At 43.8% G+C, this 15,296-nt stretch carries 16 protein-coding genes; all 16 read left to right on the top strand.

What is annotated here, in order from left to right; all coding sequences use genetic code 11:
- The first annotated feature begins 4 nt into the window (after positions 1 to 4).
- The 16 genes from PBAL39_RS23320 to PBAL39_RS23245 are packed head-to-tail and all read left to right on the top strand — an operon-like array spanning position 5 to position 15,286.
- Entirely contained in the window at positions 5 to 1,219 is a 1,215-nt protein-coding gene (locus PBAL39_RS23320; protein ID WP_008246374.1) for an NADH-quinone oxidoreductase subunit D, read from the top strand.
- The gene (gene nuoE / locus PBAL39_RS23315) at positions 1,212 to 1,724 is read left to right on the top strand and encodes an NAD(P)H-dependent oxidoreductase subunit E (protein ID WP_008246361.1); all 513 of its coding nucleotides are present in this window, start codon (positions 1,212 to 1,214) and stop codon (positions 1,722 to 1,724) included. Before PBAL39_RS23320 ends, nuoE begins: the two co-directional genes overlap by 8 nt.
- Positions 1,724 to 3,085 (top strand): NADH-quinone oxidoreductase subunit NuoF, encoded by a 1,362-nt coding sequence (gene nuoF, locus PBAL39_RS23310; RefSeq protein ID WP_008246359.1) that lies wholly within the window; start codon positions 1,724 to 1,726, stop codon positions 3,083 to 3,085. The genes nuoE and nuoF overlap by 1 nt, the downstream gene beginning before the upstream one ends.
- A gap of 19 nt (positions 3,086 to 3,104) precedes the next feature.
- Positions 3,105 to 4,109, top strand: coding sequence for a 2Fe-2S iron-sulfur cluster-binding protein (locus PBAL39_RS23305; protein WP_008246357.1), 1,005 nt, complete (start codon positions 3,105 to 3,107; stop codon positions 4,107 to 4,109).
- On the top strand, positions 4,109 to 5,146 hold the full coding sequence (nuoH, locus tag PBAL39_RS23300) for an NADH-quinone oxidoreductase subunit NuoH (RefSeq protein WP_008246355.1): 1,038 nt from the start codon (positions 4,109 to 4,111) through the stop codon (positions 5,144 to 5,146). Before PBAL39_RS23305 ends, nuoH begins: the two co-directional genes overlap by 1 nt.
- A gap of 35 nt (positions 5,147 to 5,181) precedes the next feature.
- Positions 5,182 to 5,685, top strand: coding sequence for an NADH-quinone oxidoreductase subunit I (locus PBAL39_RS23295; RefSeq protein ID WP_008246353.1), 504 nt, complete (start codon positions 5,182 to 5,184; stop codon positions 5,683 to 5,685).
- A 48-nt stretch (positions 5,686 to 5,733) separates the two neighbouring features.
- A complete protein-coding gene (locus PBAL39_RS23290) occupies positions 5,734 to 6,231 on the top strand; it encodes an NADH-quinone oxidoreductase subunit J (protein ID WP_008246351.1) in 498 nt (165 codons plus the stop codon).
- The gene (nuoK, locus tag PBAL39_RS23285) at positions 6,231 to 6,560 is read left to right on the top strand and encodes an NADH-quinone oxidoreductase subunit NuoK (RefSeq protein ID WP_008246350.1); all 330 of its coding nucleotides are present in this window, start codon (positions 6,231 to 6,233) and stop codon (positions 6,558 to 6,560) included. The genes PBAL39_RS23290 and nuoK overlap by 1 nt, the downstream gene beginning before the upstream one ends.
- Positions 6,561 to 6,579: 19 nt before the next feature.
- Complete coding sequence (gene nuoL, locus PBAL39_RS23280; RefSeq protein ID WP_008246343.1) at positions 6,580 to 8,472, top strand: NADH-quinone oxidoreductase subunit L; 1,893 nt, start codon at positions 6,580 to 6,582, stop codon at positions 8,470 to 8,472.
- A gap of 21 nt (positions 8,473 to 8,493) precedes the next feature.
- Positions 8,494 to 9,960 carry a NuoM family protein gene (locus PBAL39_RS23275; protein WP_008246342.1) on the top strand — a complete coding sequence of 489 codons (1,467 nt, stop codon included), beginning with the start codon at positions 8,494 to 8,496 and terminating at the stop codon, positions 9,958 to 9,960.
- A 4-nt stretch (positions 9,961 to 9,964) separates the two neighbouring features.
- Entirely contained in the window at positions 9,965 to 11,338 is a 1,374-nt protein-coding gene (locus PBAL39_RS23270) for an NADH-quinone oxidoreductase subunit N (RefSeq protein WP_008246341.1), read from the top strand.
- Between the two features lie 45 nt (positions 11,339 to 11,383).
- Positions 11,384 to 12,046 (top strand): DedA family protein, encoded by a 663-nt coding sequence (locus PBAL39_RS23265; protein WP_008246340.1) that lies wholly within the window; start codon positions 11,384 to 11,386, stop codon positions 12,044 to 12,046.
- Between the two features lie 2 nt (positions 12,047 to 12,048).
- Entirely contained in the window at positions 12,049 to 12,603 is a 555-nt protein-coding gene (locus tag PBAL39_RS23260; protein ID WP_008246339.1) for an inorganic diphosphatase, read from the top strand.
- Complete coding sequence (locus tag PBAL39_RS23255; RefSeq protein WP_008246338.1) at positions 12,603 to 13,919, top strand: hemolysin family protein; 1,317 nt, start codon at positions 12,603 to 12,605, stop codon at positions 13,917 to 13,919. Before PBAL39_RS23260 ends, PBAL39_RS23255 begins: the two co-directional genes overlap by 1 nt.
- 9 nt (positions 13,920 to 13,928) lie before the next feature.
- Complete coding sequence (locus tag PBAL39_RS23250) at positions 13,929 to 14,633, top strand: 16S rRNA (uracil(1498)-N(3))-methyltransferase (protein ID WP_008246336.1); 705 nt, start codon at positions 13,929 to 13,931, stop codon at positions 14,631 to 14,633.
- Complete coding sequence (locus PBAL39_RS23245) at positions 14,630 to 15,286, top strand: DUF4159 domain-containing protein (protein ID WP_008246334.1); 657 nt, start codon at positions 14,630 to 14,632, stop codon at positions 15,284 to 15,286. Before PBAL39_RS23250 ends, PBAL39_RS23245 begins: the two co-directional genes overlap by 4 nt.
- Positions 15,287 to 15,296 lie beyond the last annotated feature (10 nt).

Genomic DNA, 15,296 nt, shown 5'->3' with positions numbered 1-15,296 from the left:
GCATATGAATCACAATCAACCGGTATATACAGACAATGATCCGCAGGATGAGTTGGTTACACTTAACCTGGGTCCGACACACCCTGCAACGCATGGTGTTTTTCAGAATGTGATCCAGCTGGATGGTGAGCGTATCGTAAGTGGTGTTTCTACCATTGGCTATATCCACCGTGCTTTTGAGAAAATTGCTGAGCACAGGCCATTTTACCAGATCACGCCTTTAACAGACAGGTTGAACTACTGCTCCTCGCCGATCAATAATATGGGCTGGCACATGACGGTAGAGAAACTGTTGAACATACAGCTTCCAAAACGTGTTGATTACCTCCGCGTGATCATAATGGAGCTATCGCGTATTGCAGATCACATTATTTGCAACACCATCATTGCACAGGATACAGGTGCTACAACCACCTTCCTGTACCTGTTCCAGTTCAGGGAGCACATCTATGAAATCTTCGAGGAGGTTTGTGGGGCGCGGCTGACAACGAACATTGGTCGTATCGGGGGCTTTGAACGTAACTTCAACGAAATTGCCTTCACCAAGATCAATAAATTTTTAAAAGAGTTCCCGGTTGCACTAAGAGAGTTTGAGAGCTTACTAAACCGTAACCGGATTTTTATAGACCGTACTGCCGGCGTTGCTGCCGTGAGTGCCGAACAAGCACTTGATTACGGATGGACCGGACCATTACTGCGTTCTGCAGGCGTAGATTATGACGTGCGTGTCAGCGATCCATATGCTTCTTATCAGGATTTCGATTTTGAAGTCCCTGTGGGAACCAGCGGCGACATTTACGACCGTTACCTCGTACGTAATGAAGAAATGTGGCAGAGCCTGCGTCTGATCGAACAGGGCCTGGAAAAACTGAAACAGGAGCCCTCAGATATTTTTCATGCCGACGTGCCAGAGTTTTATCTGCCGGCTAAGGAAGAGGTTTATAATAACATGGAAGCGCTGATCTACCACTTTAAAATTGTAATGGGGGAGATTGATGCACCGAAGGCGGAAGTTTATCACTCTGTAGAGGGTGGCAACGGAGAGCTTGGGTTTTACCTGATCAACGATGGGGGGAGAACGCCTTACCGTTTGCACTTCAGAAGGCCTAGCTTCATAAATTATCAAATGTTTGCGCCCATGAGTAAAGGCATGTTATTGTCGGATGCCATTATTAACATGAGTAGTATGAATATTATTGCTGGAGAATTAGATGCTTAAAGTAGAAGAACAACAACCCGTTGCGTTTTCAGCAGCTTTATTGGAAAAGTGTGCCGAGATCGTGAGCCGTTATCCTGAGGGTAAACACAAATCCGCCCTGCTGCCGATTCTGCATGAAGTGCAGGCTGAGCTGGGCTGGCTGAGTGCCAACGCTATGGATAAAGTAGCAGAGTACCTGAACATACAGCCTATTGAGGTTTATGAGGTGGCTTCGTTTTATACGATGTACTTCTTAAAACCACAAGGTAAGTATATGCTGGAGATCTGTCGAACGGGACCTTGCTGTCTGGTGGGTGCAGAAAAACTGATGGACCACCTGGAGCAGACTTTAGGCGTGAAAGAGGGAGAAGTGACTCCCGATGGTTTGTTCAGCTGGAGAGGTGTGGAATGCCTGGCAGCATGTGGCTATGGCCCTGTACTGCAGATTGGCCCTGAATATACTTTCTACGAGAACCTGGATAAACAGAAGCTGGACGATTTGATACAAGACTTACGCAAGAAATAATGGCTCGTAAACTATTATTAGAACATATAAACGTACCTGGCATCAACACACTTGATGTCTATCGCCAAAAGGGCGGGTACCGTGCTGTAGAAAAAGCTTTGAAAACACTTACTCCCGATGAAGTGGTGGAAGAAGTGAAGAAATCAGGACTTCGCGGACGCGGAGGTGCCGGATTCCCTACGGGAATGAAATGGAGTTTTCTGGCAAAACCTGAAGGAGTTCCACGTTACCTGGTGTGCAATGCCGATGAGTCGGAACCTGGAACATTCAAAGACAGGTATCTGATGACGCATATTCCGCATGCGCTGATCGAAGGTATGATTGTCTCCAGTTTTGCACTTGGTGCAAATACCTCTTACATCTATGTTAGGGGAGAGATGATGCCACAGATCAGGATTCTGGAACGGGCGATTGCAGAGGCAAAACAGGCCGGATTTTTAGGTAAAAATATTTTGGGTACAGGTTATGACCTGGAGCTGTATGTTCAGCCGGGTGGTGGTGCTTATATCTGCGGTGAAGAAACCGCTTTATTAGAGTCGCTGGAAGGCAAACGTGGTAATCCAAGGATTAAACCTCCCTTTCCTGCGATTGCGGGACTTTACGGCTGTCCTACGGTAGTGAATAACGTAGAATCCATTGCGGCGACAGTTCCGATCATCAACGATGGCGGAGAGGAGTATGCAAAAATTGGTATCGGTCGCAGTACTGGCACAAAGCTGATTTCAGCTTCAGGGAACCTGGTACGTCCAGGTGTATATGAAATTGAACTGGGGCTTCCTGTTGAGGAGTTTATCTACTCCGATGAATATTGCGGTGGTATTGCCAATGGAAAAAGATTAAAGGCTACAGTTGCCGGGGGCTCTTCTGTTCCTGTGCTTCCGGCTAACTTAACCTTAAAACTGGCCAATGGTGACCCGCGTTTGATGAGTTATGAATCATTATCTGAAGGTGGTTTTGCTACGGGTACAATGATGGGATCCGGTGGATTTATTGCCTTTGATGAAGATCAGTGTATTGTAAGAAATACCTGGAATTTTGCGCGTTTCTACCACCATGAAAGCTGTGGGCAGTGTTCCCCTTGTCGTGAGGGTACTGGATGGATGGAAAAGGTACTGCACCGTATTGAGTACGGTCATGGCAAAATGAGCGACATTGATCTTCTGGTAGACGTTTCGAAGAACATCGAAGGAAATACCATTTGTCCTTTGGGAGATGCTGCAGCATGGCCTGTAGCGAGTGCCATCAGACATTTCAGGGATGAATTTGAATGGCATGTCAAGGAACCTGTGAAAAGCCTTGATACCAATTATGGACTGGCAAATTACGCTGAGCCAATCGCCAAAGCAGCAATTACAGAATGATCATACAACATCTTTAACAATGAGTGATAAAGTTAAGGTAACCATAGACGGAATAACAGTAGAGGTAGCACCGGGTACAACCATCCTGAACGCTGCGAGACAGATTGGCGGAGATATTGTTCCTCCTGCAATGTGCTACTATTCCAAATTAGAAGGCAGTGGCGGTAAATGCCGTACCTGTATCGTTAAGGTCAGCAAAGGCTCTGAGAAAGACCCGCGCCCGATGCCCAAATTAGTTGCTTCGTGCCGTACGACAGTAATGGACGGAATGGAAGTGATGAACATTACCTCCCCGGAAGTAATTGAGGCAAGAAGTGGTGTTGTAGAGATGCTGCTGATCAACCACCCGCTTGACTGTCCGGTATGTGACCAGGCTGGGGAATGCGATCTGCAGAACCTGGGTTACGAACATGGTTTGCAAAAAACAAGATACGAATTTGAGCGACGCACTTTCGAGCGTATAGACATCGGAGATAAGATCCAGTTGCACATGAACAGGTGTATCCTTTGTTACCGCTGTGTATTTACAGCCGATCAGATTACGAATAAAAGGGTTCACGGTATCCTTAACCGTGGCGATCATTCAGAGATTTCTACCTATATCCAAACGGCTGTAGATAATGATTTTTCTGGTAATGTGATTGATGTATGTCCTGTAGGTGCATTGACGGACAAAACGTTCCGTTTCAAAAACCGCGTTTGGTTTACTAAGCCAATTGATGCACACAGAGATTGTCCTACCTGCAGTGGCAAGGTCACACTATGGTATAAAGGGGAAGATGTATTGCGCGTTACTGCACGTAAGGATGTATATGGTGAGGTGGAAGAATTTATATGCAATACCTGTCGTTTCGATAAAAAGAAAACTGCCGACTGGGTAATTGAGCATCCTACTCACATCAGTGATACCTCGGTAATTGCATCCAACCACTATGAAACATTGAAACCGCTTCCAGTGATTCAAAACAATGAAAAACTGAAAGAGGCAAACAGGATTGAACTAGAAAAAACCGCCAAATTCTAATGGATATAGCTTTTGTAATTGAAAAATTTGTACTGGTAGCGATCATTTTCGGTATAAGCCTGCTGATTGCTATGTATTCCACCTATGCAGAAAGAAAGGTGGCGGCATTCCTGCAGGATCGTTTGGGTCCTGACAGAGCTGGCCCTTTCGGGATACTTCAGCCATTAGCAGATGGGGTAAAAATGTTTATGAAGGAAGAAATTGTTCCTTCAAATTCCAATAAATGGTTGTTTATGGTAGGTCCTGGACTGGCTATGCTGACAGCCTGTATTGGTACTGCTGTAATTCCATGGGGCCCAGATATGACGATAGGCGACCGTGTGATCCCTTTACAGGTTACGGATATTAACGTAGGTGTATTGTACATCTTCGGTGTCGTTTCTCTGGGTGTATATGGTGTGATGATTGGTGGCTGGGCTTCCAACAATAAATATTCGTTGCTGAGTGCAATTCGTGCAGCTTCACAGAATATTAGTTACGAGATTGCAATGGGCTTGTCTATCATTGCCTTGTTATTGGTTACCAATACGATGAGCATTGGCGAAATCGTAGCCAATCAGCATGGCTGGCATTGGAACGTGCTTTATCAGCCGGTAGGTTTCATCCTGTTTATGATCTGTTCTTTTGCAGAAACGAACAGGGCGCCATTCGATTTACCTGAATGTGAGACGGAACTGATCGGTGGTTACCACACAGAATATTCTTCCATGAAGCTAGGTTTTTACTTGTTTGCCGAATACATCAATATGTTTGTTTCTTCGGCAGTAATGGCCAGCTTGTATTTTGGAGGATATAACTACCCTGGAATGGACTGGGTATTGGTACAGGCAGGTCCTGTAATAGCACCATTAATAGGTACAGCAGTATTCTTCGCGAAAATCTTTGCGTTCATCTTCTTCTTCATGTGGGTGCGCTGGACAATCCCGCGTTTCCGTTATGATCAGCTGATGCACCTGGGATGGAAAGGGCTGATCCCGCTGGCTATTGCCAATGTGGTCATCACAAGTATTGTCATTGCTATAATTGAAAAATTTTAACTGTCCGCCCTGCGGAAATATAATAAGGAGGTTTAATGGAACCATTAACCAGTAAAAAGAAAGTCTTAGAACAAAAGCCACTTACTTTGTCGGAGCGCATGTATTTGCCTGCGATCGCTAAGGGCTTGACGATTACCTTTAGTCACCTTTTCAAAAAGGAGGCTACGATCAGGTATCCCGAGGTACAGAGAGAGTTCTCCACCAACTTCAGGGGAATGCACTCGCTGAAAAGAGATGAGGATGGAAGAGAGCGTTGCACCGCCTGCGGACTGTGTGCTTTATCCTGTCCTGCAGAGGCGATCACCATGATTGCTGCGGAGCGTAAGCCGGAAGAGAAACAGCTCTATCGTGAAGAGAAATATGCTTCGGTATATGAGATCAACATGTTGCGTTGTATTTTCTGCGGACTTTGTGAAGAGGCCTGTCCAAAAGAAGCGATTTATCTTGATGGGCCTATTGTTCCGGCAGACTATCTGCGCAAGGATTTCATCTACGGAAAAGATAAACTGGTAGAACAACCTTTAAATAACAAATCATAGCTTACATAACCTCAGGGTTATTTACATAAACAGTTTTAATCATAAATAATGGGTACATCGGTATTCTATTTTGTAGCAACATTGACGGTCATCTTTTCACTGATGGTGGTTTTTGCAAAAAACCCAGTACATAGTGTGCTTTACTTAATTGTTACTTTCTTCACATTAACCGTTCATTACATCCTGCTGAACGCTCAGTTTCTGGCAGTCGTGAATTTCATCGTATACATGGGTGCAATTATGGTCTTGTTCCTTTTTGTGCTGATGTTGCTGAACCTCAATAAGGACAATGAACCACTTAAATCGACCCTGGTTAAGGTGGTTGGTGTGGTAGCCGGCTGCTGTCTGGTCGTCACGATCGTAGGGTCGCTGAAAGCTACGGCCATTTCGGATCCTGTGGTCCTCAGAAACCCTAATCTTGGCTTAGTGAAGAACCTCGGGAAGGAACTTTTTGGTCCTTACATGTTGCCTTTTGAGCTGTCATCAATTCTGTTGCTTACGGCAATGGTTGGTGCGGTATTGTTAACTAAAAAAGAGAAAGTATAGTGGAGAACATTACTCAGGGATTAGCAGGAGTGCCTTTGAACCATTACATATGGTTGAGCGCGATCATTTTTACCATTGGCGTGATCGGGGTTTTAACCCGCAGAAATGCCATCGTTATCTTTATGTCTGTGGAGCTGATGCTGAATGCAGTGAACCTTTTGCTAACCGCATTTTCAGTTCACAGCAATGATCCTTCAGGGCAGATATTTGTATTTTTCATTATGGTGCTTGCAGCCGCCGAGGTTGCCGTCGGGCTTAGTATTATTGTCATGGTTTACAGAAATACACAGTCTACAGATATAAATGTATTGAATCGCCTTAAGTGGTAATATTAGAATAATTAACAACATGATAAATTTAGTTTGGCTGGTTCCTCTAATTCCTTTACTTGGCTTTGTAATCAATGGTCTTGGAAGAAATACACTTTCAAAGGGCCTGATTGGTTTCATTGGGAGCAGCGTAATATTCCTTTCCTTTGCCATTAGTCTGGGTATCTTTTTTCAACTGGGTGCAGACCCGGTAAAGTCTCATGAAATTTTTCTGTTCGACTGGATCAGTGCGGGGACATTAAACATTCCGCTGTCCTTTCTGGTAGATCCTTTAAGCGCGATCATGCTGCTGATCATCACCGGCGTTGGCTTTCTGATTCATATTTATTCTATTGGTTACATGCACGGCGACGAGGCTTTCGGTAAGTTTTTCAGTTATCTGAATTTGTTTATCTTCTTCATGCTGCTGCTCGTACTGGGTTCCAACTATATTGTAATGTTTATTGGATGGGAGGGCGTAGGTTTATGTTCTTACTTATTGATTGGCTTCTGGTATACCAACAGCAGTTACGCTTCGGCCGCTAAGAAAGCTTTCGTAATGAACCGGATTGGTGACCTTGGCTTTCTGATGGGTGTATTCTTCATCTTCACTACTTTCGGAAGTGTAGAGTTCTCTAAAATATTTCCGCAGGCTGCAAATATGCTGCCCGGTAACAGCACCATTGCACTGATAGCATTATTGCTGTTTATTGGTGCTTGTGGTAAGTCTGCACAACTTCCTTTGTTTACCTGGCTACCAGACGCGATGGCTGGACCGACGCCTGTTTCGGCGTTGATCCATGCGGCAACGATGGTAACCGCGGGGATCTATATGATCTCAAGATCTAACCTGATTTTTGATCTTGCACCAATGATTCAGCACATCATTGCAATTGTGGGACTGGCAACCGCCATCGTAGCGGCGATCATTGCCATTACACAGACAGACATTAAAAAAGTACTGGCTTATTCCACCGTATCGCAACTGGGATATATGTTCCTGGGTCTTGGGGTTGGTGCTTATAACGGTGCTTTCTTTCATGTGATCACCCATGCTTTTTTTAAAGCGTTGTTGTTCCTTTGTGCGGGATCTGTGATTCATGCTTTACATCATGAGCAGGATATGCGTCATATGGGGGGATTACGTAAAAAGCTACCAGTTACTTTTATTACAATGCTGATTGGTACTATTGCAATTGCAGGACTTCCACCATTCTCCGGTTTCTTCTCAAAGGATGAAATCCTGGCGCATGTTTATTTGCACGATAAGGTGATGTGGGGAATTGCTGTATTTGGTGCTTTCCTGACGGCGTTTTACATGTTCCGTATGTTGTTCCTTACTTTTTCCGGGAAGTACCGTGGAACACATCATGCTGAAGAAAAAATTCATGAGTCTCCAGCTTCGATGACTACGCCATTGATCATATTGGCAGTACTTTCTGCTATTGGCGGTATCATTGGAATTCCGGAAGCGCTGGGTGGAAGCCATTGGCTTTCACATTGGCTTGCTCCGGTGATTAAACATGTTGGCGAGTCTCCGGACCACGCTACAGAATATGCATTGATGGCCGTATCTGTTGCAGGGGTGTTGGTGTCGATTGTGATTGCTTATGTTAAGTATGTAAAACAACAGCATGTTCCTGTACCTGATGAGGCAAAAAGATCGCCATTGGCCAGTCTTTCCTACAACAAGTTCTATTTCGATGAGATTTACGACTTTCTGTTCAGAAAACCTCTGGATGCACTGTCGGCCTTCTTCTATAAAATTGTAGACAACAAGATCATCGATGGAGTTATAAATGGCTTTGGCTGGACTACCTCTGAGGCTAGTAAAGGCCTTCGGTTACTTCAATCCGGAAATGTTGGTTTTTATATTTTTATGATGGTGATTGGAATCATCTCCCTGTTATTGTATACTTATTTATCTCTGTAAAAGATCGTTCAACAAAGCATAATGGAACAACTTTTAATACTTCTAATATTTTTACCACTGGTTGGCGCACTGGTTACTGCCTTTACAGGTAATGCCGCAAAACATGTCGCCCTGTTTTTTTCGGTGGTTACCTTCGCCATTACTCTGGTTGCCGTTTCGGGTTTCAGGCCTGACGCGAGTACGCAGTTTGAGGTCAACTTTCCATGGATACAGGACCTGGGCATTCATTTCCATGCCGGCATTGATGGAATTAGCATGATTACCGTATTGCTGACAACGGTTCTGATGCCATTGATTATTCTTTCTAGTTATCAGCATGAATATAAAAGTAATCAGGCTTTCTATGCCCTGATTCTTTTCATGCAATTCGGACTGTTATTGGTTTTTACGTCTCTGGATGCCTTTCTGTTCTATATTGGATGGGAGGCTGCATTGATTCCGATTTACTTCATCTGTGCGATATGGGGCGGTAAAGACCGCATTCGTGTTAACATGAAGTTTTTCGTGTATACGATTGCCGGCTCTCTTTTTATGCTGTTGGGGATCATTTACCTTTACCTTCAAAATCCGGCAAACAATTTTGAGTTGCAGGCATTTTATAACCTGAACCTGGATGCTGTTCAGCAGAGCTGGTTATTCTGGTCTTTCTTTGTTGCATTTGCGATCAAGATGCCTGTTTTTCCTTTTCATACCTGGCAACCGGATACATATACCGAGGCCCCAGCGCCTGGTACCATGCTGTTGTCCGGAATCATGTTAAAGATGGGTATTTACGGTGTCATCCGCTGGTTGTTGCCGATTGCTCCTGAAGGAGTTCAGCAATGGGGGCACTTTGTCATTATTTTATCAATCATCGGCATCTTGTATGCTTCATTGATCGCTTTCACACAAAAGGATGCGAAAAGATTGGTTGCCTATTCTTCCATCGCCCACGTTGGTTTGATTTCCGCAGGTATCTTTGCATTAAATACGCAGGGGATGCAGGGGGCAATGATCCAGATGCTGAGCCATGGTGTCAATGTTGTGGGTTTATTCTTCGTGCTGGACATCATCTTCAGCAGGATGAAAACCAACAAAATTGCTGAGCTTGGTGGTATTGCCAAACAGGCGCCACAACTGGCGATTGTATTCCTGATCATTGTATTGGGTACAGTTGCTCTGCCTGGAACCAATGGTTTCATTGGGGAGTTCATGTTGCTGATGGGAGTCTATCAGTATCAGGCATGGGCTGGCGCAGTTGCCGGACTGACCATTATCTTCGGTGCAGTATATATGTTCCGGATGTATCAGGATGTGATGCTGGGTAAAACCAATGACCTCACTATAAATTTTACGGACATCAAAGGATCAGAGAAAGTAGTATTATACATTATTTGTGCCTTGATTATTGTATTGGGAGTCTATCCTAAGCTAGTCCTTCACCTTTCTGAGGCGGCTGTACAACAATTAATAGATCAGGTTACACATAAATTAACATCGGTAAACTAAGCAAATGAATATCATCATAACAATTACTGTTACAGCTTTAGTGGTGCTTTACGCAGGTTTGTTTAAAGCAAAAAAAGCATTATTACCCCTTACCTTGATCGGGTTGCTTACTTCGCTGGCCTTTGTTGCAACTTCCTGGAATACAGACCAGACTTATTACGGGATGATGCAGATGGACAACTTCGCACTTGCATTTGCTGGAATTACCATTCTGGGGACCTTATTTATCTTTCTGCTGACGCAAAATTACTTCGCAACGAATAGCGAAAATATTGCTGAATACTTCACCTTGCTCCTTTTCTCTTTGTCGGGGATTGTGATCATGGTATCGTATAAAAACATGTCTATGTTGTTCATCGGCGTGGAAATCATGTCTGTGGCCCTATATATACTCGCCGGTATCCGGAAGGGGAACTTCGCATCAAATGAAGCCGCCTTGAAATATTTTCTGATGGGCGCTTTCTCTACCGGCTTTTTGCTGTTCGGTATTACGTTGATATATGGTGCTACGGGATCTTTTGATCTCGATGTGATCAATCAATACCTGGTGAGCAATTACAAGTCAATTTCGCCGATGTTTTATCCAGGGGTCATCCTGTTGATGGTTGGACTTTGCTTTAAAATTGGTGCGGCTCCTTTCCACTTTTGGACACCTGATGTCTATGAAGGCGCGCCATCACTGGTTACGGCATTCATGTCGACTGTAGTGAAGACTGCGGGTTTCGCTGCCTTTATCCGCCTGTTTGCAGGTACTTTTGCACCGCTGCATGACTTCTGGCTGCCGCCACTGATGGGTATTGTCTGTCTGACGCTGTTAATTGGTAACGTTACGGCTTTATTCCAGAAAAACTTCAAGCGTATGCTTGCATATTCGAGTATTTCCCACGCAGGATACCTGCTGTTCTCCCTAGTCTCATTGACCGCAAATTCAGCCAACAACGTCCTGGTGTATGCTGCTGCCTATACTTTTGCCAGCATCATTGCCTTTGGTGTGTTGATCCTTGTAAAACAGAAAACAGGAAGTGACAGCTTTGACAGCTTTAACGGACTTGGCAAGCGTAATCCTTTTGCAGCCTTTGTTTTAACCGTGGCTATGCTTTCATTGGCGGGAATCCCCCTTACTGCGGGGTTTATGGGTAAATACCTGATGTTCCTGAATGTAATGCAGGACTACCAGATTTATCTCGTTGCTTTTGCAATTCTGAACGCGCTAGTCGGCTTCTATTATTACCTGAAGGTGATTGTGGCCATGTACTTCAAAGAAGGTGCTGATGTAGTGTTGGAAACTCCTGTACAGTACAAGATTGTGCTGTTATTGTCTTTAGTGATTACGCTATTTTTGGGAATTTACCCTTCAGTAATTTTAAATTTGATATAGCCGATTCTCTAGATAATTATATGTAGTTTTACGAATAATTGAACTATGCAGGATTTCTGGAACTCATTACAGCATTTCGTTGAACCCGAAAAGCTCCTTAGAGAAGGGGGCTTTTATGTGGTGATGTTCGTGATCTTTGCAGAAACAGGTCTATTTTTCGGATTTTTTCTCCCTGGCGATTACCTTCTTTTTCTTGCGGGAATGTTTGTTGCTACCGGAAAATTGGACACCAATCTTTACGTTTTAATTCTTGGCCTTGTCCTAGCTGCTGTAATGGGCAATTTTGTGGGGTACTGGTTTGGCCGAAAGACAGGACCCGTACTGTACCATAGAAAGGACTCTTTTTTCTTTAAGAAGCGTTATTTAAAGGCTGCTGAAGATTATTACACGAAACAGGGGGCCTTTGCGCTGATTATGGGACGTTTTGTTCCAATCGTAAGAACTTTTGCACCGATTTTTGCTGGGGTAGTTAAGCTGGACTTTAAAAAGTTCGCATTATATAACATTACGGGTGCAATTATTTGGATTGCTTCCTTAACTTTGCTGGGTTATTTCCTTGGCAGGAGATTTGAACAAGAAATTAACGACTATTTATTATATATAATTATAGGTTTCATTGTAATTACCACCATTCCACTTGTTTACACCTTCGTAAAGAAAAAAGTGGTGAAGGAAAGCACTGAGGACCTACCAAACACTGATCAATAAAAATGACTAAAGACCCGACTCATCCGTGGCACTCTGTTTCTCCTGGCGAAAACCTGCCAGAATTTGTAAATGCAATTATTGAAATTCCTAAAGGATCTAAAGCGAAGTATGAAATCGACAAAGATTCCCATCTGATTAAATTGGACAGGGTTCTTTTTTCTTCCGTGATGTATCCTGCAAATTATGGCTTCATCCCGCAAACGTATTGTGACGATAATGATCCATTGGATATCCTGGTGTTGTGTTCTGTGGATGTCTATCCGATGACCATTCTGGAAGCAAAGGTGATCGGCGTGATGCATATGGTTGACAATGGTGAGCAGGATGATAAAATCATTGCTGTAGCTAAGAACGACATGTCTGTCAACTACATCAATGACCTGGCAGAGCTGCCTCCACATACCATGAAAGAAATTGTGAAGTTCTTCCAGGACTACAAGGCACTTGAAGAAAAACAAGTGACTATAGAACACCTGATGGGCGTTCGCTATGCGCATAAAGTGATACAGGAAAGTATCATCCTTTATGATCAAAAGTTCAGAAATAACAACTCTTAATGGAAGGTTTCAAGATATTTTTAACATTCTTCTTAGTCGCACTGAACGGGTTTTTCGTTGCAGCAGAGTTTGCAATTGTCAAAGTTCGTGCGTCCCAGATTGAGATCAAAGCAAAATCAGGCAGCAGGGTAGCCAATATTGCAAAATATATTACCCAGCATCTTGACGGGTACCTGGCTGCTACGCAGCTGGGTATCACCCTAGCCTCACTGGGCCTGGGTTGGGTTGGTGAATCGGTCATGCATACCATCGTACATGACCTGCTCATTAACTTTAACCTGTCGGAAGTTTACATTACATCAATATCTACCTTCATTGCCTTTCTATTGATCACCATCATGCACATCGTTTTCGGTGAGCTTGCACCAAAATCAGTAGCCATACAAAGGCCCGTTGCTACCACCCTGTTTATTGCACTTCCATTGCAGGGATTTTACTGGATATTCAGGCCCTTTATCTGGGTGCTGAATGGAATGGCAAATGTTATCCTCAAACTTTTCGGTATCTCCAGCGTTGGGGGACACGAATCGGTGCACAGTACCGAGGAGTTGTATTATCTGTTGGATCAGGGTAAGGAAAGTGGTGCTTTGGATACCAACGAGCACGAACTCATCAGAAATGTGTTTGATTTCAATGAGCGTGTAGTAAAGAATATCATGGTTCCCCGTACCAAAATTTCGGGCATAGAGTTGTCGACACCTACCGAAGAAGTCATTGCAATGATTATAGGGGAGGGCTACTCCAGACTTCCTGTTTATGATGACATCATTGATAAGATCATTGGTATCATTCACGCAAAAGACGTACTTCCTTTATTGGCGGAAAAGAAAGAATGGACATTAAAAGATATCATTAGAAAGCCTTATTTTGTCCCTGAGACTAAGAAAATCAACGACCTGCTGAGCGAACTTCAGCAGAAACGCATTCAGATTGCCATTGTGATCGATGAGTTTGGTGGTACCGCAGGCATGGTGACATTGGAAGACATCGTTGAAGAAATCGTTGGAGAGATCCAGGATGAATATGATGAAGAGAAACCTACCGTAGAAAAAATCTCCGATACAGAGTTCATCATCAATGCTTATGCGACAGTATACGATGTCAATGAACACCTGCCACATGACCTTCCGGAAGATGAGGATTTTGATACCGTTGGTGGTCTTGTTTCTCATGCCTTTGGTAAAATTCCCGAAGTTGGGGACAGTGAAGAATGTTATGGCTATCTGTTCACCATTCTGAAGAAAACCGAGCAGAACATTGAGACCATCAAACTGGAGCTGGTCATCGCCAAAAGCGATATGGTTGATAACCACTAAGCCGCAGATATGCATCTGTTTTATACCCCTGATATTGATGCCACTGAATACCTCCTGAACGAGGAGGAGAGCAAACATTGTCTGAAAGTACTTAGGCTTGGTGTGGGCGATGTGGTGAATCTTATTGATGGGAGAGGAGGTTTCTACGAGGCGGAGATCATCGAGGCGGGCAAAAGAAATGTAAAACTCAGGGTGACGCATGCCCGGCAGGAATTTCAAAAGAGAAATCATCACCTGCACATTGCCATTGCCCCAACTAAAAATATAGACCGCCTGGAGTGGTTCCTGGAGAAGGCAACCGAAATCGGAATCGATGAAATTACGCCTTTACTTTGCGAACGTTCAGAACGGAAGATCGTCAAGGAAGACCGTCTGTTCAAAGTGATCACCTCCGCTGTAAAGCAGTCATTGCAGGCCTATCACCCTGTTTTAAACCCATTGACATCAATGTCTGACTTTCTGAGGCAAGAAAATGATACGTTTAAGATGATTGCACATTGTATCGATGGAGTCCCCCGGGAATACATCAGTGAGGTGATACAACCTCAAGGACGTTACACCATCCTAATCGGTCCTGAAGGCGACTTCAGTGAGAAAGAAATCCAACATGCTTTGCAAAGCGGTTATAAACCGCTAACTTTAGGTAATACACGTCTTAGAACAGAAACCGCTGCCTTAGCAGCCTGTTTTGAAGTGAATTACTTAAACCGATGAATTTTAAAACCTGTTTATTTTCCCTAATTGCCATTTTCTCTTTCGGGTTCAGCCCGCCAACCTATAAAATAGGGAAGTTAAAATATAATGGTGGTGGCGACTGGTATGCTAACCGTACTGCACTGCCCAATCTGATTACATTTTGTAACCAGCAGATTCAGACCAATATTGCATCGCAGGAAGTTATTGTCGATGTAGGAAGTGCCGAATTGTTCAACCTACCATTTGTATATCTTACCGGTCATGGAAACGTTGTTTTTAACCAGTCCGAGGCTTCAAACTTGCGTAAGTACCTTATTGGCGGAGGGTTTCTCCATATTGACGATAACTACGGCCTGGATAAGTTTATCCGTAGGGAAATGAAAAAAGTGTTTCCGGAGTTGTCCTTCGTGGAATTGCCGGCTAATCACCCATTATATCAGCAGAAATTTAAGTTTTCTTCAGGCCTGCCCAAAATCCATGAACATGATGGCAAGGCGCCTAAGGGATATGCTTTAATCTGGGAGGGTCGTGTGGTTTGTTATTATACATTTGAATGCGATCTGGGTAATGGATGGGAAGATTATGGGACCTATCCCGAGGATACGCAAGATCAACGCTTAAACGCTTTAAAAATGGGCGCAAATCTAATCCAGTATGCGTTGACACAGTAAACATAAAAAA

The organism is Pedobacter sp. BAL39 (assembly GCF_000170795.1).
Lineage (GTDB): Bacteria > Bacteroidota > Bacteroidia > Sphingobacteriales > Sphingobacteriaceae > Pedobacter.
The sequence above is the reverse complement of the archived record's forward strand: the minus strand, read 5'-3'. Positions and strand labels throughout refer to the sequence as shown.

Bases quoted from the DNA above. Each gene is read 5' to 3' on its own strand.
- PBAL39_RS23265 (WP_008246340.1), top strand. From the start codon at position 11,384: ATGCAGGATTTCTGGAACTCATTACAGCATTTCGTTGAACCCGAAAAG.
- nuoE (WP_008246361.1), top strand. From the start codon at position 1,212: ATGCTTAAAGTAGAAGAACAACAACCCGTTGCGTTTTCAGCAGCTTTA.
- PBAL39_RS23305 (WP_008246357.1), top strand. From the start codon at position 3,105: ATGAGTGATAAAGTTAAGGTAACCATAGACGGAATAACAGTAGAGGTA.
- PBAL39_RS23260 (WP_008246339.1), top strand. From the start codon at position 12,049: ATGACTAAAGACCCGACTCATCCGTGGCACTCTGTTTCTCCTGGCGAA.
- PBAL39_RS23255 (WP_008246338.1), top strand. From the start codon at position 12,603: ATGGAAGGTTTCAAGATATTTTTAACATTCTTCTTAGTCGCACTGAAC.
- PBAL39_RS23275 (WP_008246342.1), top strand. From the start codon at position 8,494: ATGGAACAACTTTTAATACTTCTAATATTTTTACCACTGGTTGGCGCA.
- nuoL (WP_008246343.1), top strand. From the start codon at position 6,580: ATGATAAATTTAGTTTGGCTGGTTCCTCTAATTCCTTTACTTGGCTTT.
- PBAL39_RS23320 (WP_008246374.1), top strand. From the start codon at position 5: ATGAATCACAATCAACCGGTATATACAGACAATGATCCGCAGGATGAG.
- nuoH (WP_008246355.1), top strand. From the start codon at position 4,109: ATGGATATAGCTTTTGTAATTGAAAAATTTGTACTGGTAGCGATCATT.
- PBAL39_RS23295 (WP_008246353.1), top strand. From the start codon at position 5,182: ATGGAACCATTAACCAGTAAAAAGAAAGTCTTAGAACAAAAGCCACTT.
- nuoF (WP_008246359.1), top strand. From the start codon at position 1,724: ATGGCTCGTAAACTATTATTAGAACATATAAACGTACCTGGCATCAAC.
- PBAL39_RS23290 (WP_008246351.1), top strand. From the start codon at position 5,734: ATGGGTACATCGGTATTCTATTTTGTAGCAACATTGACGGTCATCTTT.
- PBAL39_RS23270 (WP_008246341.1), top strand. From the start codon at position 9,965: ATGAATATCATCATAACAATTACTGTTACAGCTTTAGTGGTGCTTTAC.
- PBAL39_RS23245 (WP_008246334.1), top strand. From the start codon at position 14,630: ATGAATTTTAAAACCTGTTTATTTTCCCTAATTGCCATTTTCTCTTTC.
- PBAL39_RS23250 (WP_008246336.1), top strand. From the start codon at position 13,929: ATGCATCTGTTTTATACCCCTGATATTGATGCCACTGAATACCTCCTG.